General features: G+C 66.0%; 22 protein-coding genes. 11 read left to right on the forward strand and 11 right to left on the reverse strand.

Annotation, left to right across the window (positions count from 1 at the left end; translation table 11 throughout):
- Position 1: 1 nt before the first annotated feature.
- Together AU193_RS06355 and AU193_RS06360 are read left to right on the forward strand one after the other, a co-directional pair.
- Positions 2-226 carry a hypothetical protein gene (locus AU193_RS06355; RefSeq protein ID WP_064421519.1) on the forward strand — a complete coding sequence of 75 codons (225 nt, stop codon included), beginning with the start codon at positions 2-4 and terminating at the stop codon, positions 224-226.
- On the forward strand, positions 223-1341 hold the full coding sequence (locus tag AU193_RS06360) for a thiolase family protein (RefSeq protein ID WP_064421520.1): 1119 nt from the start codon (positions 223-225) through the stop codon (positions 1339-1341). The genes AU193_RS06355 and AU193_RS06360 overlap by 4 nt, the downstream gene beginning before the upstream one ends.
- Positions 1342-1343: 2 nt before the next feature.
- Here AU193_RS06360 and AU193_RS06365 read toward each other — a convergent pair whose 3' ends face one another.
- On the reverse strand, positions 1344-2576 hold the full coding sequence (locus tag AU193_RS06365; RefSeq protein ID WP_253867655.1) for a CaiB/BaiF CoA-transferase family protein: 1233 nt from the start codon (positions 2574-2576) through the stop codon (positions 1344-1346).
- A 79-nt stretch (positions 2577-2655) separates the two neighbouring features.
- Here AU193_RS06365 and AU193_RS06370 point away from each other — a divergent pair, with 79 nt between their 5' ends.
- The 4 genes from AU193_RS06370 to AU193_RS06385 are packed head-to-tail and all read left to right on the forward strand — an operon-like array spanning position 2656 to position 6752.
- A complete protein-coding gene (locus tag AU193_RS06370; RefSeq protein ID WP_253867656.1) occupies positions 2656-3879 on the forward strand; it encodes a CaiB/BaiF CoA-transferase family protein in 1224 nt (407 codons plus the stop codon).
- 14 nt (positions 3880-3893) lie between these two features.
- Positions 3894-5099 carry a CoA transferase gene (locus tag AU193_RS06375; protein WP_256364330.1) on the forward strand — a complete coding sequence of 402 codons (1206 nt, stop codon included), beginning with the start codon at positions 3894-3896 and terminating at the stop codon, positions 5097-5099.
- Positions 5096-5548, forward strand: coding sequence for a VOC family protein (locus AU193_RS06380; RefSeq protein ID WP_064421522.1), 453 nt, complete (start codon positions 5096-5098; stop codon positions 5546-5548). Before AU193_RS06375 ends, AU193_RS06380 begins: the two co-directional genes overlap by 4 nt.
- Positions 5549-5555: 7 nt before the next feature.
- Positions 5556-6752 carry a cytochrome P450 gene (locus tag AU193_RS06385; protein WP_064421523.1) on the forward strand — a complete coding sequence of 399 codons (1197 nt, stop codon included), beginning with the start codon at positions 5556-5558 and terminating at the stop codon, positions 6750-6752.
- Here the strand turns inward: AU193_RS06385 and AU193_RS06390 are convergent.
- On the reverse strand, positions 6745-7548 hold the full coding sequence (locus tag AU193_RS06390) for an SDR family NAD(P)-dependent oxidoreductase (RefSeq protein ID WP_253867659.1): 804 nt from the start codon (positions 7546-7548) through the stop codon (positions 6745-6747). The two genes, AU193_RS06385 and AU193_RS06390, sit on opposite strands and share 8 nt — an antisense overlap.
- A gap of 194 nt (positions 7549-7742) precedes the next feature.
- On the opposite strand from AU193_RS06390, the gene AU193_RS06395 reads away from it, so the two are divergent.
- A complete protein-coding gene (locus AU193_RS06395; RefSeq protein WP_064421524.1) occupies positions 7743-8789 on the forward strand; it encodes an acyl-CoA dehydrogenase in 1047 nt (348 codons plus the stop codon).
- Positions 8790-8792: 3 nt separating this feature from the next.
- Positions 8793-9935, forward strand: a complete 1143-nt coding sequence (locus tag AU193_RS06400) for an acyl-CoA dehydrogenase family protein (protein WP_064421525.1) — start codon at positions 8793-8795, stop codon at positions 9933-9935.
- Position 9936: 1 nt separating this feature from the next.
- On the opposite strand, the gene AU193_RS06405 is transcribed toward AU193_RS06400, so the two are convergent.
- Positions 9937-10143, reverse strand: a complete 207-nt coding sequence (locus AU193_RS06405; protein WP_064421627.1) for a hypothetical protein — start codon at positions 10141-10143, stop codon at positions 9937-9939.
- Positions 10144-10256: 113 nt separating this feature from the next.
- On the opposite strand from AU193_RS06405, the gene AU193_RS06410 reads away from it, so the two are divergent.
- Entirely contained in the window at positions 10257-11555 is a 1299-nt protein-coding gene (locus AU193_RS06410) for an amidohydrolase family protein (RefSeq protein ID WP_064421526.1), read from the forward strand.
- Positions 11556-11563: 8 nt separating this feature from the next.
- On the opposite strand, the gene AU193_RS06415 is transcribed toward AU193_RS06410, so the two are convergent.
- From AU193_RS06415 to AU193_RS06435, 5 genes are read right to left on the reverse strand one after another with little or no spacing between them, the layout of a single operon-like run.
- On the reverse strand, positions 11564-13081 hold the full coding sequence (locus tag AU193_RS06415; protein ID WP_216637269.1) for an adenylate/guanylate cyclase domain-containing protein: 1518 nt from the start codon (positions 13079-13081) through the stop codon (positions 11564-11566).
- On the reverse strand, positions 13048-14004 hold the full coding sequence (locus tag AU193_RS06420) for an SMP-30/gluconolactonase/LRE family protein (RefSeq protein ID WP_371259151.1): 957 nt from the start codon (positions 14002-14004) through the stop codon (positions 13048-13050). Before AU193_RS06420 ends, AU193_RS06415 begins: the two co-directional genes overlap by 34 nt.
- A complete protein-coding gene (locus tag AU193_RS06425; protein ID WP_064421629.1) occupies positions 13983-14504 on the reverse strand; it encodes a nuclear transport factor 2 family protein in 522 nt (173 codons plus the stop codon). Before AU193_RS06425 ends, AU193_RS06420 begins: the two co-directional genes overlap by 22 nt.
- A gap of 5 nt (positions 14505-14509) precedes the next feature.
- Positions 14510-15286: an SDR family NAD(P)-dependent oxidoreductase gene (locus AU193_RS06430; protein WP_082682865.1), complete on the reverse strand. Its 777-nt coding sequence runs from the start codon at positions 15284-15286 to the stop codon at positions 14510-14512.
- A gap of 5 nt (positions 15287-15291) precedes the next feature.
- A complete protein-coding gene (locus AU193_RS06435; protein WP_064421528.1) occupies positions 15292-16113 on the reverse strand; it encodes an SDR family oxidoreductase in 822 nt (273 codons plus the stop codon).
- 81 nt (positions 16114-16194) lie between these two features.
- On the opposite strand from AU193_RS06435, the gene AU193_RS06440 reads away from it, so the two are divergent.
- Positions 16195-17535 carry a phosphotransferase gene (locus tag AU193_RS06440; protein ID WP_064421529.1) on the forward strand — a complete coding sequence of 447 codons (1341 nt, stop codon included), beginning with the start codon at positions 16195-16197 and terminating at the stop codon, positions 17533-17535.
- Between the two features lie 189 nt (positions 17536-17724).
- Here AU193_RS06440 and AU193_RS06445 read toward each other — a convergent pair whose 3' ends face one another.
- The 3 genes from AU193_RS06445 to AU193_RS06455 are packed head-to-tail and all read right to left on the reverse strand — an operon-like array spanning position 17725 to position 21016.
- Positions 17725-19017, reverse strand: a complete 1293-nt coding sequence (locus tag AU193_RS06445; RefSeq protein WP_064421530.1) for a cytochrome P450 — start codon at positions 19015-19017, stop codon at positions 17725-17727.
- A 5-nt stretch (positions 19018-19022) separates the two neighbouring features.
- Positions 19023-19823 carry an enoyl-CoA hydratase/isomerase family protein gene (locus tag AU193_RS06450; protein ID WP_064421531.1) on the reverse strand — a complete coding sequence of 267 codons (801 nt, stop codon included), beginning with the start codon at positions 19821-19823 and terminating at the stop codon, positions 19023-19025.
- Positions 19820-21016 carry a cytochrome P450 gene (locus AU193_RS06455; protein WP_064421532.1) on the reverse strand — a complete coding sequence of 399 codons (1197 nt, stop codon included), beginning with the start codon at positions 21014-21016 and terminating at the stop codon, positions 19820-19822. Before AU193_RS06455 ends, AU193_RS06450 begins: the two co-directional genes overlap by 4 nt.
- Before the next feature lie 91 nt (positions 21017-21107).
- Here AU193_RS06455 and AU193_RS06460 point away from each other — a divergent pair, with 91 nt between their 5' ends.
- Positions 21108-21920 (forward strand): enoyl-CoA hydratase/isomerase family protein, encoded by an 813-nt coding sequence (locus AU193_RS06460; protein WP_064421533.1) that lies wholly within the window; start codon positions 21108-21110, stop codon positions 21918-21920.

Raw genomic sequence — 21920 nt, forward strand, 5'->3', positions numbered from 1 at the left:
GATGTCCGAGATGGCGACCGTGTGGTCATCGACGTTCGTGCCGTCGAAATCGCCCTACCCCGACTACGGTCAGGACGGCTACAGCGTCGCCTGGGTCGACACCGACGCCGGCCGGTTCCAGGTTCTGGTCGATGGTGCCCGGCCCGCGCCGGGCACGACCGGTCGGTTGGTTCGCGCAACGCTGGGCGAGGACGCCGTCGAGATGTTCGTGGCGGATCCATCGTGACCGGCGTGCACATCACCGGTGTCGGCGTCACCAAGTTCGGCAAGCACGGCCAGACCCCGCTGGCCGACCTCGGCGTCGCCGCGGCCCAGAAGGCGCTCGAGGATGCGGGCGTCGGGTACGACGCCGTCGGCGAGGTGTTCACCTCCTCGGCGTTGGCGGGACCGCAGACCGGCATCGGTGTGGCACAGCGGTTGGGCCGCACGGGAATACCGGTGACCGCGACGGAGAGCGCGTCCGCCGGTGGAATGGTCGCCCTGCGGCATGCGGTCTGGGCGGTCGCCTCCGGTCGCTGTCGTACCGCGCTGGCCATCGGGTACGAGAAGACCACCGCATTGGAACCGGGCGGGGTGGTCCCGGCGGCGGTCGGCTTCTGGGACAGCTTCCCACCGCAACTGCACTACGCCATCGAGGCCGCCCGCTTCCTGCACGATACGGGTTGCGGGCCAGACGTCGTCGCCGCCGTCGCCGCCAAGTCATACAACCAGGCCCGGCACAATCCCCTTGCGGCACGCCGTAACCCAGGCGAGGTGACGGTCGACGACGTGCTCGGCTCCCGAATGGTCGCCGAACCGCTGACAAAGATGATGTGCCACGCCTCGGTGGACGGCGGGGCGGCCGTCGTCGTCTCGGCGGATCCGGCACCGCGTTCGGTGTCGGTGCTGTCGATCGAGCAGACCAGCTGGCCGGCCGACCCCGACTGGCCCCTGGTCGGACCGGTCGTGGGCCCACCCTCGCAGATCACCCTGACGGCCAAACGCGCTTATGCCAACGCGGGCGTGGATCCACGGGACATCGGGGTGGTGTCACTGCACGACATGTGCGCCAGCGAGGAGATCACCGCGCTGATCGCCATGGGCCTGACCGACGCGAAGGGTGCGGTAAAGCTCGCCCAGTCCGGGGGTCTGGCGCCGGACGGCTCCCTGCCCACCAACACCGACGGCGGCTGTATCGCCCGCGGCCATCCGATCGGTGCGACCGGCCTGGCGCAGGCCGCCGAGATCGCCACCCAGCTGCGCGGAGAGGCGGGTTCGCGACAGATACCACAACCGCGCATCGGCCTCGCGCAGGCCGTCGGCGGTGGCGGCTCGTGCGTGGTGGCCCTACTGCGTGGGTGATCTCACGCGATCGCACCGCTTTCCTTCAGCGCCGTGATGCGGTCCCAGTCTCCGCCGAGTTCGAGAACCAGTTGCTCGGTGTCGGCGGCGAACTCCGGCATCGGGCGCAACCGCAGTGGGGTCTCGTCGAACAGCACCGGGCTGGCGACGAGTTCGGCTCGACCGCCATCGGTTTCGACGTCGACGATGCCGCCGTTGGCGCGCACCTGCGGATCCACGGCGACCTCGACGGTGTTCTGCACCACCGCCCATTGGCCGTCGAAACCCTCCAGAGTCGCCCGCCAGTGCGACAGCGGCCGCGCGGCAATCGCGGTCCGCAGGATCTCGGTGGCCGCCGCGGCGTTCTCGGTCAGAGCCTCATGACTGGCGAAGCGCTCGTCGTCGGCCAAGTCACCCACTCCTATGCGACGGCAGAACTCCCCGAAGTAGCGGAAGCCCTGCATCATCGACAGGCCGAGGAAGCGGCCGTCCGCAGTCCGGTAGAAGCCGACCAGCGGATTGTTCGGCGCGACGTTCGCACCGGCGGGGTTGGCCACCCAGGGTTCGCCGCTGACCAGGGCTGCGTTTATCGCCACCCCCGAGGCCCACACACCCACGCCGAGCAGCGAGATGTCGACCACGCGGGCATGTCCGGTGCGCTCACGCTCGAACAGGGCCGCCGCGATCCCGCCGGCGACCGTCATGCCTCCGATCGAGTCACCGTAGGCCGGACCCGGCTGCGGGACAACGCCTTCCAGGTCGCACGGAGTCGACCCCATGGCCCCCGCCGCGCGGCTCCAGAATCCGGTCATGTCGTAACCACCGGTGTCGGCTTCGGCGCCGAGTGGCCCGTACGCACTGCCGCGCGCATAGACGATGCGAGGATTGACCGCACGTACGTCATCGACGTCGATCTTGAGCTTCTTGCGGGCCTCAGGCAGGAAGTTGGTCAGGAACACATCGGCGGTGCGCGCGATCTCCATCAGCAGCGCGTGACCCTCCGGGGTCGACATGTCGATGGCCACCGACCGTTTGCCGCGGTTGGCGTGTTCCATCACCGGGTTTCGGTCGCCTTTGATGGTGATGTGGCCGAGGCTGCGCAGCCCGCGCTGAGAGTCGCCCGTGCGCGGATGTTCGACCTTGATGACGTCGGCACCCCAGTCGGCCAGCACCGCCCCCGCGGCGGGGACGAACGTCCACTGCGCGACTTCCAGCACGCGGACACCCTTCATCGGCGCAGGGGCACCTTCTGTCATCTGCACAGCCTCCGGTTGTGGTCAACACCATCGGGCTGAACAATAGAACACTTTATGTCCAGCTGCTATTGTCGCTTCTGTGACGGGCGCGTTGTCCCACGTACGCGTGTGCGATTTGAGTGGTCAGCTGGCGGGCGCCGGAGCCACCAAGATCCTTGCTGCGTTCGGAGCGGAGGTCATCAGGGTGGAAGACCCTGCCACACAGGGACTGTGGGACGCCTTGCGCGGCGTCGGCCCGTACGTCGACGGGCGCCGCGGGGTGAACTTCGGCGCCGGGTTCAACAACCACAATGTCGGCAAGTACGGCGTCACAATCAACATGCGCAAACCGGAGGGCAAAGACCTGCTGCGCGAGCTCATCTCGATCAGCGATATCGTCTGCGAGAACTTCGCGGCCGGCGTCCTGAAGAAGCGCGGCTTCGGCTATGCGGAGCTGCAGGAGATCAAGGCCGACATCATCTACGTGTCCAACTGCGGGTTCGGCCACACCGGCCCGTATCGGGATTTCAAGACATGGGGTCCGATCGTCCAGGCGATGAGCGGCTTGACGTTCACCGCCGGCCTACCCGATACCGAACCCGCCGGGTGGGGCTTCTCCTACATGGATCACATGTCGGCGCTGTACATGACGACGGCCATCCTCGCAGCGCTGCACCACCGCGACAGGACCGGGGAGGGTCAGCACGTCGACCTGGCGACCGTGCCCGCGGGCATCGCGATGCTGCCGACGGAGGTGCTCGACTGGACGGTCAACGGGCGCGCCGCCACCGCCGGCGGCAATCGCGCCGATTTCGCAGAGATGGCGCCACACGGCATCTACCCCTGTGCGGGCGCGGACCGCTGGATCGCGATCGCCTGCCGCGACGAGCGTGAACTCGGCGTGCTGGCGAAGATCCTCAACGAACCCGAGCTGTCGTCGGATCGGTTCGCGACCCTCGAGCAGCGTGTGCGCGCCGCTGATGAACTGGACGCGCTGATCGGCAACGTCACCGCCACCCGAGACGCGGCGACGCTCGCCGACGACCTCGTGACCGCCGGGTTACCGGCGAGCATGGTCAAAAGCCCGTCGGAACGTATCGATGACGACCCCGATCTGGCCGCGATGGGGCTCTTCCCCTCGGTGACCCATCCCGATATGGGCGAGGTGCGTGTCGAGGGCATCCCGATGCGATGTTCTGCCACTCCGTGGCAGATCACCTCGGCCGCACCCCGGCTGGGCCAACACAATCGCGAGGTGCTCGTGGATCTGCTCGGCCACTCCGAGGCAGAACTCGACGACTGGGCACAGCGAGGTGTGATCTGACCGCGCTGAGCGACCTGCGGGTCATCGAGATCGCCGACCAGTTCACTCCGGTCGGCGGTCGGGTGCTTGCCGAGTTGGGCGCCGACGTGATCGTCGTCGAGCCGCCGACCGGATCGACTCACCGGGCCCGGCCGCCATTTGTCGACGATCAGCCGGGTGTGGATCGGAGTCTGCGCTGGTGGGCGGGGAACGTCGGGAAGCGCTCGGTGACAATCGATCTGCGCACCGATGCCGGACAGCGGGATCTTGCGGCGCTGATCGCCACTGCCGACGTCGTCATCGCGGGCAGCGACCGGTGTGAGGGCGTCGACTATGACGCGTGCGCGTCCCGCGATGCCCGGTTGGTCTGGGTGTCGGTGAGCCCGTTTGGGCTGGGCAGCGTCCGCGGCGGCCAACCAGCGACCGATCTGACGATGCTCGCGGGTGGCGGCCCGGTGTGGAACTGCGGATACGACGACCGCACCCTGCCGCCCATCCGGGGAGCCGGCGATCAGTCGGCGAACATCGCCGGAATGTACTGCGCGATCGGTGCTCTCTTGGCCCTCGCACACCGCGATCGAACCGGGCAGGGCCAACTGGTCGACGTCAACGTCAATGCGGCGTGCAACGTCACCAGCGAGCAGACGACGTATCACTGGCTGGTGAATCAGGACATCTGTCTGCGTCAGACGGGCAGACACGCCTACCCGACACCCAGCTCTCCCGTCCAAGTGCGTTGCGCCGACGGGCATTACGCCACCACCGGGGTTCTCCCGCGCAAGCAGGAGGACTTCGCCCGGCTGCTGGCGTGGCTCGATGAACTCGGCCTCGCCGAGGAACTGCCCGAAGCCGTGTTCCTCGAACTGGCGGCGGGCCGGGAGGAACCAGTCGACCTGGCCCTGATCGGTGTCGACGACGAAACCACGGCGATCCTCAGCGCCGCGCGCGACGCGATCCGCCTCATCGCGTCAAGACTGCCCGCCAAGGAGTTCTTCGTGACCAGTCAGCGCCGCGGCTTTCCCTGCGGCGCAGTGCTTCCCCCGAACGAGGCGTTCGACGACGAGCACACCGTCGCACGGGGTCTTCACGTCGCGGTGCCACACCCGGAACTGGACAGGGCCATCACCTATCCGGGCACGCCGTACCTGTTCAGCGCGACACCGGCCGACGCACCCACGCGGCCGCCGCTGCTGGGTGAGCACAACGCGCTGCTCGACGACCTCGCCGAACGACCGCGATGAGCGCCGGGCACCGGCTCACCCACATCGGACTGTGTGTACGCGACATCGGTCCTGCCCAGCAGTTCTACTGCTCTGCACTGGGTTTCGAAGTCGTCGGCCGGATGACGATCGACGACGACGCCACCGCCCGGCTGCTCGACGTGCCCGACCTGCTGCTCGAACTCGTCTACCTGCAACGCGACGGGTTTCGCCTCGAACTGCTCGGCTACGCCCGTCCGGGAACCGTGGGGGCACCTGGGCCGCGCCCGATGAACACCCTCGGCTTCACCCACCTGTCGTTTCGGGTCGACGACGCCGACCGGGTGGTGAACGCGATCGTGGCGCACGGGGGCCGCGCACTTCCAGACCGCACCGTCGCGTTCGGCGCCGGCAACCGCGGCCTGATCGCGACCGACCCCGACGGCAACCTGCTCGAGCTCATCGAACGAACTCCTCCGGCTGACAGGTGACGAAATCATGGTGCCAGCGACCAACGAGTTGACGTATTCGCCGTTCTCCAAGGCGATCTTCGATGATCCCTATCCCGTGTACCGCCGGTTGCGCGACGAGGCGCCGGTATACCGGGATCCCGAAGACCGGTGGTGGGTGCTGTCCCGATTCGACGACGTCTCCGGCGCGCTGCGGGATTGGTCGACGTACTCCTCCAAGCAGGGTCCGGCGCCGGAGAACCCGGACGACGACGGGCGCAAGTACTCGATCATCTCCATGGATCCGCCACGGCACGACCGGATCCGCGGAGTGATCAAGGGATTCTTCACCCCGAAGGCGGTCGCGGCCTTGGAGAATGCGCTGCGCGCGGTCGTTGCACACCACCTCGACAAGTTGAGACCGAACACCACCGTCGACGCCATGGAGGCATTCGCCTTCTCCATCCCCACCGATGTGATCGGCGACCTGCTGGGCGTTCCGCAGGCAGACCGCGAACAACTCCGAGTGTGGTGGGAGGCGTTCCTGACCCGGCACGAGGGCGAGGTCGCGATGCCGGCCACCGCCATCGAGGCCAACCGCAAGATCAGCGCGTACATCGGCGATCTCATCGACCATCGCCGCCGGCATCCCGGCGAAGACCTCATCAGCACCGTGCTCAACGCGACCTTCGACGACCCCGAGGCCGGGGGCGAACGCTCGCTCACCCCCCACGAGGTGCTGATGTTCGCGAACCTGTTGTCGGCGGCGGGCTCGGAAACCACCCAGAAGCTGATCTCCAACGGGCTGGTCGCGCTGCACGAGCATCCCGACCAGTGGCGCCGAATTGTCAACGACCCCAAGTTGATCCCGGCCGCCGTCAACGAGGCACTCAGATACGACACCCCCAGCCACTGGGTCGCGCGCACCCTCACCCGTCCTGTCGAAACACACGGTGTGTCGATGGCGGCCGGTGACTGGGTACTCCTGCTGCTCGGCAGCGCCAACCGCGACGAACGCCGCTACCCCGACCCCGACCGCTTCATCATCGACCGCCCACGCGGCACGGACGTGTACTTCGGCTGGGGCATCCACATCTGCCTCGGCCAGTGGTTGGCCCGGCGGGAGGCCCAACTCGTCTTCGAGTACATCGCCAAGAAGTTTCCGAACTACTCGATCGGGGCGCACGAGCGCGTGCTTACCGCCACCGTGCGGGGATACACCAGCGTGGAGATGACGCTCAGGTAGCGCTGAACACACCCGGCGACTGCGAATAGTCCACAGTCGACAACTCGGTCATGCCGCCGTCGACATGCAGCACGGTTCCGGTGACGAACGCCGCGTCGTCACTGGCGAGGAACGTCACGGCCGGTGCGATCTCGGTGTCGGGATCGGCGCCGCGCTTCATCGGCGATGCGTCCGCGGTGCGGGTGTAGTTGTCCCATTCGGTGCCGATCATCTTGCGCTGCACGTCGGTCAGCGCGAACGGGCACACCGCGTTCACCCGGATACCATGGCGGGCCCACTCGTTGGCAGCGACCTTCGTCAACGCCTGAATCGCACCCTTGGCAGCGGAATACGGTGCGGTGTAGGCCATTCCCCCGAGCGCGGAGCCCGATACGAAGTTGATCACCGACGCCTTACCGGATTCCTTCAGCGCGCCGAACGCCGTCTGCATGAACCGGAACGTCGCCTTCGGGCCCGTGGCCTCCGACAGTTCCCAGTCCTTGTCCGACACCAGTTCCAGCGCCTTGGGCATCGCGAAGTACTGGGCGGCGTTCACCAGAACGTCGAGGCGCCCGTCGACGGCGGCCCCGTGCACGGCGGCCTCGATGTCCTCGCGCTTGGCGACATTCGCCCGGGCGAATGCCGCCCTACCACCTGCCGATTCGATGAGCCCGACGCATTCGCGGCCCTTCTCCTCGTTCAGGTCGACGATCGTCACCAGCGCGCCTTCGGCCGCCAGTCGCCGGGCGACCGCCCGCCCGAGCCCCTGAGCACCACCCGTGACGAGGGCGTTTCGATTCTCCAGCCGCGACAACACGGGCCTCCTCGAGTGAACAGTTGAACAATATTCGTTCTATCATTCATGATGGTATCCGAACGTCCAGGAAGGAAGCCGGATGCGCGTCGAAGTGGATCGCGACCTCTGCGAATCCAATACGGTGTGTGGAGTACGCGAAGCGGTCGCGCTGTGCCCGAACGTCGCCTTGACGTTGCACGACGGCTGATCGCTCGATGGACATCAGTCTGACCGACGAGCAAAAGCTCCTGCAGGACACCGTATCCGCGCTGGCGGATCAGCTGGCGACCACGGATCCGAGCGACATCGGTGGCGGTGACTCCCCGGCGCGGCAGTGGCGCCAGGTGGTCGAGATCGGCATTCCCACCCTGCGCTCCCCCGCCCTGTGCGGCCTGGAGGCCAGTGGGGTCGAGACGGTCCTGGCGATCGAGCAGTTGGCCCGCACGCTGTGCGCGGTGCCGGTCGCCGGTCAAGCGGTGCTCGCCGCCGAGCTGTTGGAAGCCGCGCGCGCCGAGAAGGAATTGGATCTTCTGGCCGAGGGACAACTGCGCTTCGCCCCGGCGCTGACCGTCGACCTGCGCCGGTTCGGCGCCCTGGACGGCGGCGCGGTCGCGTTTGACGCCGCAGGCGCGACCCACGTTCTGGTGGTCAATCAGGCGGACGGGCTCCGCCACCTCGGCACGGCCCCACTGGATGGCGTAGCGGCTGAGGAGGGCCTCGATCTGACCCGGATTCTGCGCCGACTGCCCTCCGACAGCGCGGCGCCGATCGACACCGTCGGCGAGCCGATCTCCGAGGAGCGCTGGCGTCGTGTCGATGCACTCGCACTGACCGTCGTCGCCGCCGATCTGCTCGGGGTCATGCAGGGCGCCCTCGATGAGGCGGTCCGCTACGCCGGGGAACGACGCCAATTCGGCGTCCAGATCGGCTCGTTTCAGGCGGTGCAGCACATGCTGGCCGATGCGCTGGTCGGCGTCGAGGGCGCGCGAAGCTGCGTGTGGCACGCGGCGTGGGCCGTCGACCACCTACCCACCGAGGAGGCCTTGCTGGCCGCCATGACGGCCAAGGCATACGCCGCCGCGGCCGGCCGTGACGTAGTGGAGACCGCCGTTCAGGTGTTCGGCGGGATCGCCATCACCTGGGAGCACGTCTCGCACCTACGTGTGCGCCGAACTCTGTTGAACCGCCGCCTGTTCGGCGACGAGACGGACCAGTACGAGGCGATCGCGCAATTGCGGTTGGCGAACGAGGGGTTGGCGTAGGCGATGGACTTCAACGACACCCCCGAGGAAGCACAATTCCGGGCACACCTGCGCCAGTGGCTGCGCGACCACAGCGCCGACGCCGCAATCCCCGACGACCCCGCGTCTCGCGCGGACGCCCAGAACGCCTGGCACCAGACGCTGTATGAAGCCGGATACATCGGGTTGTCGTTTCCCGTCGAGTACGGCGGCCACGGCCTGCCCCCCATCTACGAAGCCATTCTCAACGACGAGTTGGGCCGCGCCGGCGCGGCGCCGATCGAGGGGGTCGGCCACCTCAGTAACGCACTGCGGCTGTTCGGGTCCGACACCCAGCGCAGCGAACTGCTGCCCGGCCTGCTCTCGGGCCGGGTGCGGTGGTGTCAGGGGTTCAGCGAACCCGAGGCCGGATCGGACCTGGCCGGCCTGAAGACCCGGGCGGACCTCGTCGAGACCGGCGGTCGGCGGGTGTTTCAAGTCCGTGGGCGCAAGATCTGGACAAGTTTCGCCGCGGTCGCCGACTGGTGTTTTCTGTTGTGCCGCACCGAACCCGACGTCCCGAAGCATCAGGGCATCTCGGTGTTGCTGGTGCCGATGTCGACACCCGGTATCACCGTCACGCCGATCGTCAACTCCGCGCGCAACCGCGAATTCACCGAGGTGACGTTCGACGATGTTGAGGTGCCCGAGAAGAACCTGCTCGGCAAGCGCGGGCAGGGCTGGGCGATCGCCAACCAGTTGCTCGCCTACGAACGCGGCCCCAGCGACATCAACTGGATCAGCAGGCTGTCAAGGCAATTGCGCGACCTGGAACAGCAGGTGCGCTCCGGGCAGCTGGAGAACTCCCCGATGACCCGAGTCCGCCTCGGTCGCGCGTACGCGGAATTGCGCGCCCTGCAGCTCAAGGTGCAGCGGTCGTTGAGCGAGCGGCAGCGCGGCGCCCTCCCGGGTCCCGAAGGATCCGTCGACAAGCTGCTGATGACCCGCGCCGACCAGGTGTTCGGCCACACGATGATGGATCTCACCGACAGCGAACCGCTGCTGCGCGAGGGACTGGAGTGGGATATCTACGTATGGTCGCGAGCCGCGGGGATCTACGGCGGGACCGCGCAGATTCAGCGCAACATCGTCGCGCAACGGGTGCTCGGCCTCCCGCGATCGAACTGACTCAGTTCGGCGCCCGTCCATCAACGAGTTGGGCATGCGCCTCTTGAAGCGCCGCGAGGCGGCGCAGCGTGACCTCGTCGGTCTCGCCGCCGTCCACCCTGGCCTTGACGTCGGAGATCTCGGCGGCCAACCGTTCGGCTGCCTCGGCGCGGGTCAGCAGGTCCTGATCGGCCCAGTCGTCGTGGGGAATGCGATCACTGGGGTCCATCGGTGCCTCCTTGCCACGGTTGAGTCCCACACCACCGGGCGCTATAGTCAACTAAGCATAATCTGTTCAATTGTTCTATAAAGACTATCAGCCGGAAGGACGGGGGACCAGCTATGCCACTGCAACCGTCGATGAAGCTGCTCTCGGTCGACGACCACCTCATCGAACCTCCGCACGTCTGGTCCGACCGGCTGCCCGAGAAGTATCGGCACGACGGCCCGCGCATCGTCGAGTTCCCGCGGGACGGCAAGCCGCCGATGCACCAGTGGGTGTACGAGGGGCGCGCGTATCCCAACATCGGGCTCAACGCCGTCGCCGGCAAGCGCCCCGAGGAGTTCGGCGTGGACCCGGTGCGATACGACGACATGATCCCCGGGTGCTACGACCCCAAGGCGCGCCTGCTGGACATGGACATCGACGGAGTCCACGCGATGCTGTGCTTCCCGTCGTTTCCGCGGTTCTGCGGCACGGTCTTCCTCGAGGGCACCGATAAGGAACTGGCATTGCTGTGCGTGCAGGCGTGGAACGACTTCTCGATCGACGAGTGGTGCGCCACCGATCCGGCGCGGTTCATCCCGATGATGATCACCCCACTGTGGGACACCCAGCTCATGGTCAAGGAGATCGAGCGCATGGCGGCCAAGGGTTGTCGCGCCGTCGGTCTGCCCGACAACCCGCTGAATCTCGGTCTACCGAGTTTCCACACCCCGCATTGGGATCCGGTCTGGTCCGCTTTGGAGGAGACCAACTTGACCGCGGTCATGCACTTCGGCTCCGGCGGCATGCCACCCGCCACCGCGCCCGAAGCGCCGTTCGCGGTGATGGTGACGCTCATGGGCACGACGTCGATGTCGGCTGCGGTCGAGCTGATGTTCTCCCCGGTGTTTCACAAGCACCCCAACTTGAAAGTCGCGTTCTCCGAAGGCGGCATCGGGTGGATGCCGTACATCATTGAGCGGGCCGACTACGTGTGGCGCAAACACAAGTATTACCAGAACATCCATCCGACGATCGCGCCGTCAGAGCTGTTCCGCCGCAACATCACCGGTTGCTTCATCGAGGATGAGGTCGGAGTCGGACTGCGCCATCTGATCGGGATCGACAACATCACCTGGGAGTGCGACTACCCGCACTCCGACTCGTTCTGGCCGAAGAGCCGGGCTCGCGCCGAGGAGATGCTGGCCGGCGTTCCCGACGAAGAAGCGCACAAGATCGTCGAACTGAATACCCGCCGGTGGTACGCCTTTCCAGAGGAGGGGTTCGCCTCCTGCACGGCTGACTCCGGCTGGCGACCCAACGATGGCAATCCGCCGGAGTACGACTATGACGCCGTGATGTCCGATCACGGCGGCGTCGGGTACGGCGCCTTCATCCAGAATCTCGCCGACCAGATGACCAACAAGGAGAACTGAGCGCGAGGCTAACTCGGCGCGGCGATTTCGGTGGCGGTGTCACGACCACGCAGGACTCGGGTGTCGACGACGCGCCATCGCTGAGCCTCCGAATGCGATGCACGCTGCAGCGCAGCGGCGGAGGCCACCACGCCACCCGACTCCTTCGCGATATCGGCTAGGCGCGCCGCCTCATTGACCGGATCGCCGATCACTGTGTATTCGTAGCGACTATGTGCGCCGACGTTGCCCGCCGCGGCCATGCCGGCCGACACGCCGATGCCGAACTTGACTTCGCCGCCCGACGGGTTCAGCCGACAGTTGATCTCCCTCGCGGCGGCCAACGCGTGGCCGGCATCATCGCCAGTGGATATCGGGGCGCCGAAGACAGCCAGCGCGGCATCACCCTCGAACTTGTTGATCAGACCGCCGTGATTCTCGATCACTTCCACGACGACGGCAAGAAAGTCATTGAGGATCGAGACAACGTCTTCAGGAGGAAGCGCGGCGGCCAGCTGTGTTGAGCCGACCATATCGATGAACAGCACTGCTACTTCACACTTCTCGCTACCCATCGCCACGTGAGCGTTCTCCTCGGCTAGTCGGGCGACGTCACGGCCGACATGACGCCCGAACAGGTCGCGGAGTCGCTCGCGTTCACGTAAGCCGCCCGCCATGGTGTTGAATCCGGCCTGCAATAGCCCGAGCTCCGATGCATCGAACACGGGAACAGATACGTCGTACTCGCCGCGCTCGACACGGCGCATACCACTCCTGACCTCGTCGATGGGATCCGCTGTGGTCGCCCCGATCAAAGCTGCCACAGCCAGACCGCTGGCAACGGTAAGCGCTCCAAGTGCCAATACCACCCAAGCCAATCGGTCTCCGGGATATTCGACCGCCAGTGCGCTGGCGGCAACCAGCATCAGCCCCATCATCGGAATGCCGGTACCCACGACCCACGCACCGACCGCGCGTGCGCGAAGGCCCGGTCCGCGCGGCCTCGTCGGTGGGTTGCTGGTCAGCACTTCCGCGACAGCCTCTCGCAGGGCGCGCGCACACATCCAGTACGACAACGGTGCGGTCACCGCTGCACCGAGGAGCACGGAGACGCCCAACGTTGCGGCTAACCAGGGTGTGCCGAGATTGATCACCACCAACAAGAGAGCCGCCGCGGTCCACACCGTCGCGTGGATCACCGCCATCCGTACCGGAACGACGAGGAGTGTGCGCCGACCTTTCGCCTCATCGGCGTCCGGAGGAAGGGTCAACCAGAAATAGCCCCAGACGACACCCAACGGAATGGCGACTCCCGTGTAGATGACACAAACGATCACGTTCAGCATCAGCACGTGCCGCTCGCCCAGGGCAGCACCGGTGGGCAGTGCCCAGAATGTCAACACCGCAATCGCCGTGGCGCCCAGTGCTGTCGGGACGATCGCGCCCGAAACCAGCAGTGCCTGGGCCGCCCATCCGACCGGAAACTGCCTGCGGCGCCGCATCGACCACCGGCTCACGCTGACGCGATCCGGGCGGCGTCCAGCCAATTATCGACCATGATCAACCGACCCGACGACGCCAATGTCATATAGAGCGTGTCGCCGTCTGCGCTCAGCGTCATGTTCGTCGTCATAGGGTCATCGGCCGGAATCCTCCCCAGCAAATCACCTTCTGGGGAAAACACCGACACGCCGCCTGTTCCCAGTGTCGCCACCAGGATGCGGCCGTCGCGATCAACGCAAACGCCGTCGGCGCCACCGACATTGAGCGGACCGCCGCTTGGAACCGTCGCCAATCCACGGCCCCGGCCGACGACTCCTGGCGCCTCGAGCTCGAACTCCCAGATGCGTCGCGTCCTCGTCTCGGCGACGTACACCTTCGCGCCATCGGGTGACAACGCAACTCCGTTGGGCATCTCCAACGGATAGACGATTTCACGTATCTCGCCGCCGAGTGTTCCGTACAACAGTCCGGTGACGCTGCGAGTGCGGCCGTACACGGCTCCGCCGTCGGTGATGTAAAAGCCGCCTAGACCATCGACACAAATGTCACTCGGCCGAACAAGTGGCTGCGTGCTGCCATCACGGGCGACGAACTCCGTTGCGAGCGTCGAGACAGCGCCCGTCACGTCCACAAGCTGTAACTGCGGCGTCACGGGACTCTCGGCCGGCCCGATAGGCCGGAAGAGCATCGCGCAACCGTCGAACTCGTAGGGCCACGGCCCGATTTCGAATCTGCTCCCGCCGTTTTGGCACACTACAAGCTTGCCTCCTGGAAGCCGGCCGAGACCGTTCGGGCCACCTCCCGTGTCAGCGTACGTCTGTGTCGAGCCGTCCTGATGTACGAGCGTGATGCGCCCACCGGCGATCTCGGATACCAGAACGGAGCCATCCTCACAGACGACGGGACTTTCCGGAAATTGAAGGCCATCAGCAAGGCAACGGAAAGTCATGACCCGGAATCCCACCATTTGCGGAACATAGGATCGGCCAGGGGGATATCGCCGACTCCGATCTGGCCGGCGGGCCAGTTGGCTGCCGGTTGCCGCAGGGGTGACTCGGCGTGACCGAGGCCGTACCACAGGCGGTGACTGCGATGCAGGAACAGCCACCGACCGTCGCGCAGTTCGTAGCGATCCTCGTATTTGATGAGCTGCTCGACGAAGCCGTCGGCCTCGGTTTGGGCGAAACAGTGTGCCCACACCTGGCCGTGGGCTCGCGCGTCGTCATCGAAGTCAATCAGATGGTTGGCGACCAAGATCACCACAAACACGCATCCGTCGAGGCTGTGTGCCATCAGGCGCCGCAGTCCGTCGGAGCCGTCGCCGTAGTCGCCGAAGCGGGCCTCGGGCGAGTACAGGTTGACCATCGCGACGATGTCTCGTGACTCGAGTGCGGCCGCATACCTGTATGCAAGCTGACGAATTTCGTCGCGTGCCATCAACATTGCGACCTGATCGGGGTGAGCCATCCGCATCAGCCTCCTGTCACTTTGATGTCCTGGCCGGTGATCGCTGACGCGGCGTCGGAGGCCAGCCAGACGGAGACGTCCGCGACCTCTTCCGGGCGGATCAGCCGGCCCATCTTGGTCGACGCGACCAGCCTGCGTCGCACCTCGTCCGGACTCACCCCATCGGCGGCCGCCCGCCGGGCCAGGTAGTTGTCGACCAACTGACCCTCCACCGTGCCGACCACCAGCGTGTTGACCCGGATCCCGGCGGTCCCCACTTCCAGTGCCAGCGTCTGCCCCAATGCGCTCAATGCCAGCTTGGCCGAGGCATAATGGGCCTTCTGCGGTTGCACCGTACGCGCCGCGGCCGAAGAGAGGAACTGGATATTGCCGCTCCTGGCCGGAATCATTGCCTGCCGCAGTGCCTCTCGCGACAACACCATCGGGGCGACGAGATTCGTTGTAAGCACCTCGTTCCAGTTGTCGACGGTCGCCTCCGCGACCGGCTGATCGGTGCCCGGCACCGCGGCGTTGTTGACCAGGACATCGAGACGCCCCCAGCGGGACATGATCGCGGAAACGACGTCCCCGCACTGACTCTCGTCCCGGATGTCGGCGACGTGCACCGAGGCATGCCCACCGTCCTCGGCGATCACGTCCGCGGTCACCGCCAGTTGGTCAGGCCGCCGCGCGACCAACGCGACCGTGGCGCCGCTGCGCGCGTACCGCCGCGCGATCACACGGCCGATTCCGCCGCTCGCGCCGGTGACGACGACGACGCTGTTCGCGAAGTCCGCACTCATGGCCACTACCCGTCCAACAGCATCTTCGCCATCGGCGTGCCTGCGGGGAACACCTCGGTGATACCGGCGCTGAGATATCCCGAGTCGGTCACCATTGTGATGCCGTTGACGACGCGCGCCGCATCACTGCACAGGAACAGCAGCGGGTAGGCCTGTTCCATCGGCGTGGCGGCGTCCACGCCGACTTTCGCGCGGTAGTCGGCACCGAAGTCGAGCCAGAGTTCCGCATTGGCCTGCGCCAGTGGCGTGTCGGTGGGACCGGGGCAGATGGCGTTGATGCGGATGCCGTCGGAGATGAGATCCATGGCCTCGCGCGCCACGTACGCGCATACCGCCTGTTTGGTGAACATGTAGTGCGCACAACCGTTGTCGACCGCCCACGCGGCGGCGGTGTCGAAGTCCACGATGTCGAGGAACTCGGTGAGCTGCGGCAGGTTCGACCGCCAGGCGAGCCCGGCCGCCGACGAGATGAACCCGATCGCACTGCCCCGGGGGAGCATGTCCTCGGCGCGCAGTCGCTCGATGAGGTGGCGGTGACCGATGAAGTTGATGCGCTCGATGCCGGGACCGTCCGCCACGCCCGCGCACGCGAAGAGGGCGTTGACGGTGCCCCCGCATTCGGCCACCGCAGTGTCGATGCTGTTCCGGTCCGCCAGATTCACTCGGATTGCAGTGACGCCGGGCAGGTCGCAGTCGGCGTAGTCCATGACGACGACGTCGGCACCCGCGTCCTGAGCGAGCCGAGCTGTGGCATTGCCCATCCCGGTGGCGCCACCGACGACGACGACACGCTTGTCTCGATAGGAGAAGGCGTCGAACAGGCTCATGATGCCTCCAGTGTGGTCGCTGCCGTTCGGCGGCGGAGTCTTTCAGATATTACGAGAGCACACTATCTGTACTATTGTCCAGTGACTGAACACGGCGTGGACTCCGTCGTTGAGGACTGGATCTCAGCGAATATCGGACCGGTGCGCACCATCGAACGCCACCACCGTTGGCGGCCCGCGTGGTTCGTCACCGCAGACCGCGGCGGTCGGGAGGTCGGCCTCTACGTCCGGGGAGATCGCGAGGGGTTCGGGTTCGCCAGCGTCGCGGCGGAGGCAGCGATCCTGCGGGTGATGGAGGCGCACCAGATCCCCGTCCCCCACGTACACGGGGAGATCCCCGAGGCATCGGCGGTCGTGATGGACCTGTTGCCGGGAGCGCCGAATCCGTGTCACACCGACGATGCTCACGGCATCGACGCGATCATGGACGCCTACGTCGACGCACTCGTGCGTACCCACTCCATCGACCCGGCGGCGTTCGCGGCTGCGAACCTGCGCATCCCCGACGGTGCACGTGCGCTTGCCCTCGACCATTTCGAGACATTCGTGGCCCGCTATCGGAACAACAAGCGGCGCCCGGAACCGTTACTGGAGTTCGCACTCGGATGGCTGCGGCGCAACGCCCCGGCCCACCGGTCGACCCCGTCGTTCGTTCTCGGTGACACCGGGCAGTACATGGCAGCCGACGGTCGGATCACCGGCCTGATCGACGTCGAACTCGCCCACATCGGTGACGTCTGCCACGATCTCGCGGGCCTGCGATTGCGCAACGTGACGGAGCCGATGGGCGACCTCGGCCGGGTGTTGAGGCGTTACGAGGCGGCCTCCGGGACACCGTTGGACCGGGCCGCGATCGAGTTCCACACCGCCAAGTTCGCGCTCTGCACGCCGCTCGGTGTCGCGATCGTTCTGCATCTGGACTTACCGCTGACTGACATCGTCCAGTACATCGAGTGGTTCCATCTCCTATCGCTGCACGCGATCGAATCGATCGCCCGACAGGCCGACGTCCAGCTATCGGCCGTGTCGTTACCCGAGCCGATGCCCACGGCCTACCCCGGCGCGATCGTCGGCCTGGCATCTATGGTGGAGTCACTCGAAGTGCCAGCCGGTATCGCCGAGTACCAGCGTTCCGCCGTGGCGAAGGTTGCGCGATTGTGTCACCGCGTGAGCGAGTACGCACACGCCATCGACGCCGCCGACCTCGATGACATCCAGGATCTGCTCGGGAGTCGACCCGCCGACCGCGCGGAGGGCGACGAAACCCTCGAGAAGTTCGTCCGCACCGGGGCGCCGCATCACGACCCCGCATTGATTGCACTGCTACACCGTCGGGTGATGCGACAACTCCTGCTCATGGAACCGCTCCTGACCGGCGGTCGGATCGGGCACGTGACACCGCTGAGCGAACTGCTCGGCTAAGCGGTCAGCATGACGTACGTCTCGGTTTCACCCACAACACACGATTGCATGTTTCGTCAATGGCGGCCTCGAGACCGTGCTGGGCTTGACTTTGATGAGCAGCAGAATCCGCACGGCGAATGTCGCACTGTCGATCGCGTACCCGATCTATCTGACGCTCAACGTATTACGTGCCAGGCTGCGCTGAGCTCACCGCACCGGGGTGAGCCGGACCGCGAGCCGCGTGGGCCCACGCAACGAGCTGTGCCGCGACCACGTCGTGTCGCCAACCGCGTCGATCCGCGACACCCGGGAAACGAGTTCACGTAGAACCGCTTGAGCCTCCATCCTCGCCAGCGGAGCACCCAGACACATGTGCGCACCGTAGCCGAAGGCGATGTGCGTCTGAGGGTTTCGGTCCGCACGGTACTGATCAGGGTCCTCGAACGCGATGGGGTCGCGGTTCGCCGCGCCGAACAACAGGAGAACTCGAGAACCACGGGGTATCGTGACGCCGGCGATCTCGTAATCGGCGCAGGTGTACCGGTAGAGGTTCTGGATCGGCGTCGTCACACGCAACTGCTCCTCGACCGCCATGGGGATGAGGTCGGGGTCGGCTCGGATCATGTCGTACTGGTCGGGATTGTGCGCCAAGGTGTCGAACATGCCGCCCAGCAGGTTTGTTGTTGTTTCGTTGCCCGCGATCAGCAGGTGAATCGCGATGAGGAACAGCTGCTCATCGGTGAGGCTGCCGTCGCTGTTGTGTTCGAGCAGGCGACCCAATACGGTGCCGGAGCCCTTCAACCCACCGTGGGCGAACTGGTTAAGGAAATAGCGACGCAGGGCGCCCATCGCGGCCATCGACTTCACCGCATCGATCACTCCGCGCGGCGTGGGTGAGAAGTTCATGATGCCAACGCCGGCCTCCGACCAGCGCCGAAAGTCGTCGGCATCGCACTCCGGTATGCCGAGGATCTGCGCGATCATCCGGATGGGCATCGGAATTGCCAGCCGCTGCACCACATCACAGCCGGGGTCGTCGATGACCTCGGTGACGAGTTCGGTCGCCAGCTTCTCCGTCATCCCCTTCCAGCTATCCATCGCGCCCTTACTGAAGCCCGGCTGGACCTGCTTGCGCAGCCGGGCATGCTCGTCTCCGTCGGTCAGTACAGCGAGCGGTGCCGAGAATTTGAGCCGGGTGACGCCTTCGGCGCTCGTCACGTACTCCGTATCGCGCAGAGCGGTCCGGACATCGTCGAGTCGGCTCAGAATGAAATTGGACCGCCGGGGGTTGTAGTGGACCCGACCGCTGCGATGGAGTCTCCGGTAGGCCTCAAACGGCGCAGACGCCGTCGCGGGATCCATCGGATCGAAGTCGGTGTTGACCGCGCCCGTCCACCCCCGATAGCCCCGCGCGCGGTTCTGCACGGCTGCAACGACATTCATCCGGACCGCGTTGGCGAAGGGCCCGATCACCCCGGGAGTGATCTGCATGCCTGCCATCGCCGCTACCGTCCGCGGAACGTCGGGTCGCGTTTCTCCATGAAGGCCGCCATCCCCTCCTCGACGTCATCGGTGGCCGCCACCTGCTCGACGAGAAGTGCCTCGGTGTCGAAGGCCGCCGCGCGGTCCATGTCGAGGGCTTGGTTGAGCATCGCCTTGGCGGCGGCGATCCCGCGGGTCGCGCCGCGCGCGAGGCGCTGGGCCCAGGCCGTCACTTCCGCGGTGAGCTGATCGTCGGCGACGACCTTGTTGACCAACCCGATGCGATGCGCCTCCTGGGCGCTGATCTCCTCGCCGAACATCAGCAGTTCCTTGGCGATGTTGAACGGCACCTTCCGCGCGAGCAGGTAGGCGGCACCACCGTCGGGCGCCAGGCCGCGTCGCACGAACAGCTCAATCAGCCGCGCACTTTCGGCGGCCACGATCAGGTCGCACGCCAGGACCATGCTCGCGCCGACACCGGCCGCGACGCCGTTCAGTCCGCAGACGACCGGTTTCTCGCAGTCCAATATCGCCGACACCACGGCCTGCGATCCGGTGCGAAGCCTGCGCGCGGCGTCGCCGGCGACCCGGTCCTGGCTCGGCCGCATCTCGGGGTCGCGGAGGTTGGGGCCGGTGCAGAAGTGCCTGGTGCCCGCGCCGGTGAACACGACGGCACGGATATCGGGATCGCTCGACGCGCGCTCCAAGTTGTCGATGAGGTCCCGCTGCATCGCCCGGGTCACGGAGTTGCCGACGTCCGGGCGGTCCAGCACCAACCACCGGACCCCGTCCTCGGTGCGCAAGGTCAGTCCGGTGGCGCTCACAGCAGGATCGGCACGCTCGCCGGACCGCGCACCGAGTTGGTGTGGACATATTCGACGGCGTCCTCGTCCACCTCCCACGTCGGGAAGCGGGCCAGGGTCTCCTCGATGGCCACTCTGGCCTCCAGTCGGGCGAGCGCGGCGCCCAGGCAGAAGTGCGCGCCGTGGCCGAAGCTGACGTGGCGGATGCCGGTCCGGTTGACGTCGAAGACTTCCGGGTTCGGATACTGGCGTTCGTCACGCCCGGCCGAGCCCGTCAACAGCGCGACCTTGGAGCCGGCCGGTATGACGGTGTCGTGAAAGGTGGTGTCGTGCAGCGTGAAGCGGCCCTGCACGGGCGACGGTGCCTCGTATCGCAGTAGTTCCTCGACCGCGCCGCCGATGAGGCCGGGGTTCTCGACGAGCTTTGCGCGTTCACCCGGAAAGCGCGCGAGTGTCAACGCTGTCCAGCCGAGCAGTCGCGCGACGGTCTCGTTGCCCGCGACGTTGATGAGCGCGATGAAGAACAGTACTTCGCCGTCGTCGAGACGACGAGTTGCTCGGCCAGGCTGCACTAGGTCGGAATCCATCAGGTTACTGACGATATCGCTGGTGCTGTTCACACGGCGCTTCTGAATTTGTTCTTTGTAATACCCGAAGAGCTTCTCGTTGGCCTGTTGGCCCAATTCGCTGAGCTCCGCCGTGCCCTCCTCGCGGTGGAGCTGTAAATCCGTCCACTCGCGCAGATTGTCATGGTCTTCTTCCGGGAAGCCCAACAGCGAACTGATCACCATGACCGGCAGCTTCATCGAGAAGTCGCGGACGTAGTCGAACCCCCCGCTGCCGACATGGGGATCCAGATATCCGCGGCATAGCATGCGCACCCGGTCCTCGAGCTCGGCGATCTTGCTACGAAAAAAGGTGCGATTGACCATTTTTCGCATCGCGGTGTGGTCGGGCGGGTCCATCATGATCATCGCCTTCGGCGACGGCCACGGCTCGGGGGTGATTCCGTCCAGGGTGATGCCGTGCTCCGACGAGAACGTCTCGGTGTCCAGGGAGGCCGACAACACGTCGTCGAACCGGCTCAATGCGTAAAAGTCGTACTGCTCGTTGTAGTAGACAGGCGCCTCATCGCGCAGTCGTCGCCACACCTCGTAGGGATTCTTGTGCAGGGCACGGTCGAACGGATCCCAGCGCAACTCCGCTGTCACCATCGGCTGGTCCTTTCCTGGGTGGACAGGCGTTAAACAATGGTACACTCCGCGTAATTCTGTACAACAAGGAAGTCGAGGAGGGACGGGCAGGTTGGAAACGCGGACCCTGGACCATGTCATCTATGAGAAGGACGGTCCGATCGCCCGGATCATTCTGAACAATCCCGAACGTGCCAACGCCCAGACCTCCCAGATGGTGCACAGCGTCAACGAGGCGCTCGACGACGCGCAGTACGACTATGACATCAAGGTAGTCATCATCAAGGCCAACGGAAAAGGCTTCTGCTCGGGTCATGTACCCGACGGCAGCTACCCGGAGTTCAAGGCCGAACTGGACGCCTCGGGCAAAGTGTGGCGCTCCGCTGCACAACTGTTCTTGTGGCCGGTGTTGAAGCTGTGGGAGTTCCCGAAACCGGTCATCGCTCAGGTGCACGGATACGCGATCGGCGGCGGCACCACCTGGGCGTTGCTGCCCGAGATCACCGTCTGTTCCGACGACGCCTGGTTCCAGATGCCGCTGGTGCCAGGGTTCGGGCTGCCGGGGGCCGAGACGATGTTCGAGCCCTGGGTGTTCATGAACTACAAGCGTGCCGCGGAGTACCTCTATACCGCGCAGAAGATCTCGGCCGAGCAGGCCCTCGAGTTCGGGTTGGTCAACCGCGTCGTGCCGGCCGATGAATTGGAGAGCACGGTAGAGGAACTGGCCACCAGGATCGCCAAGGCGCCGTTGATCACGCTGCAGGCCACGAAGGCGGGCATCATGCGCGCCTGGGAGACCATGGGCTTTCGCATCCACCAGCAGGCCACCAACGACCTGCAGGCGGTGGTCACCGGGTCGAAGGAGTTCCAGGAGTACATGCGGGAGCTGATGACAAGGGCGGCCAAACCCGCCGACCGGGTCTGA

It is taken from the genome of Mycobacterium sp. GA-1285, from assembly GCF_001499905.1.
Classification (GTDB): Bacteria; Actinomycetota; Actinomycetes; order Mycobacteriales; family Mycobacteriaceae; genus Mycobacterium.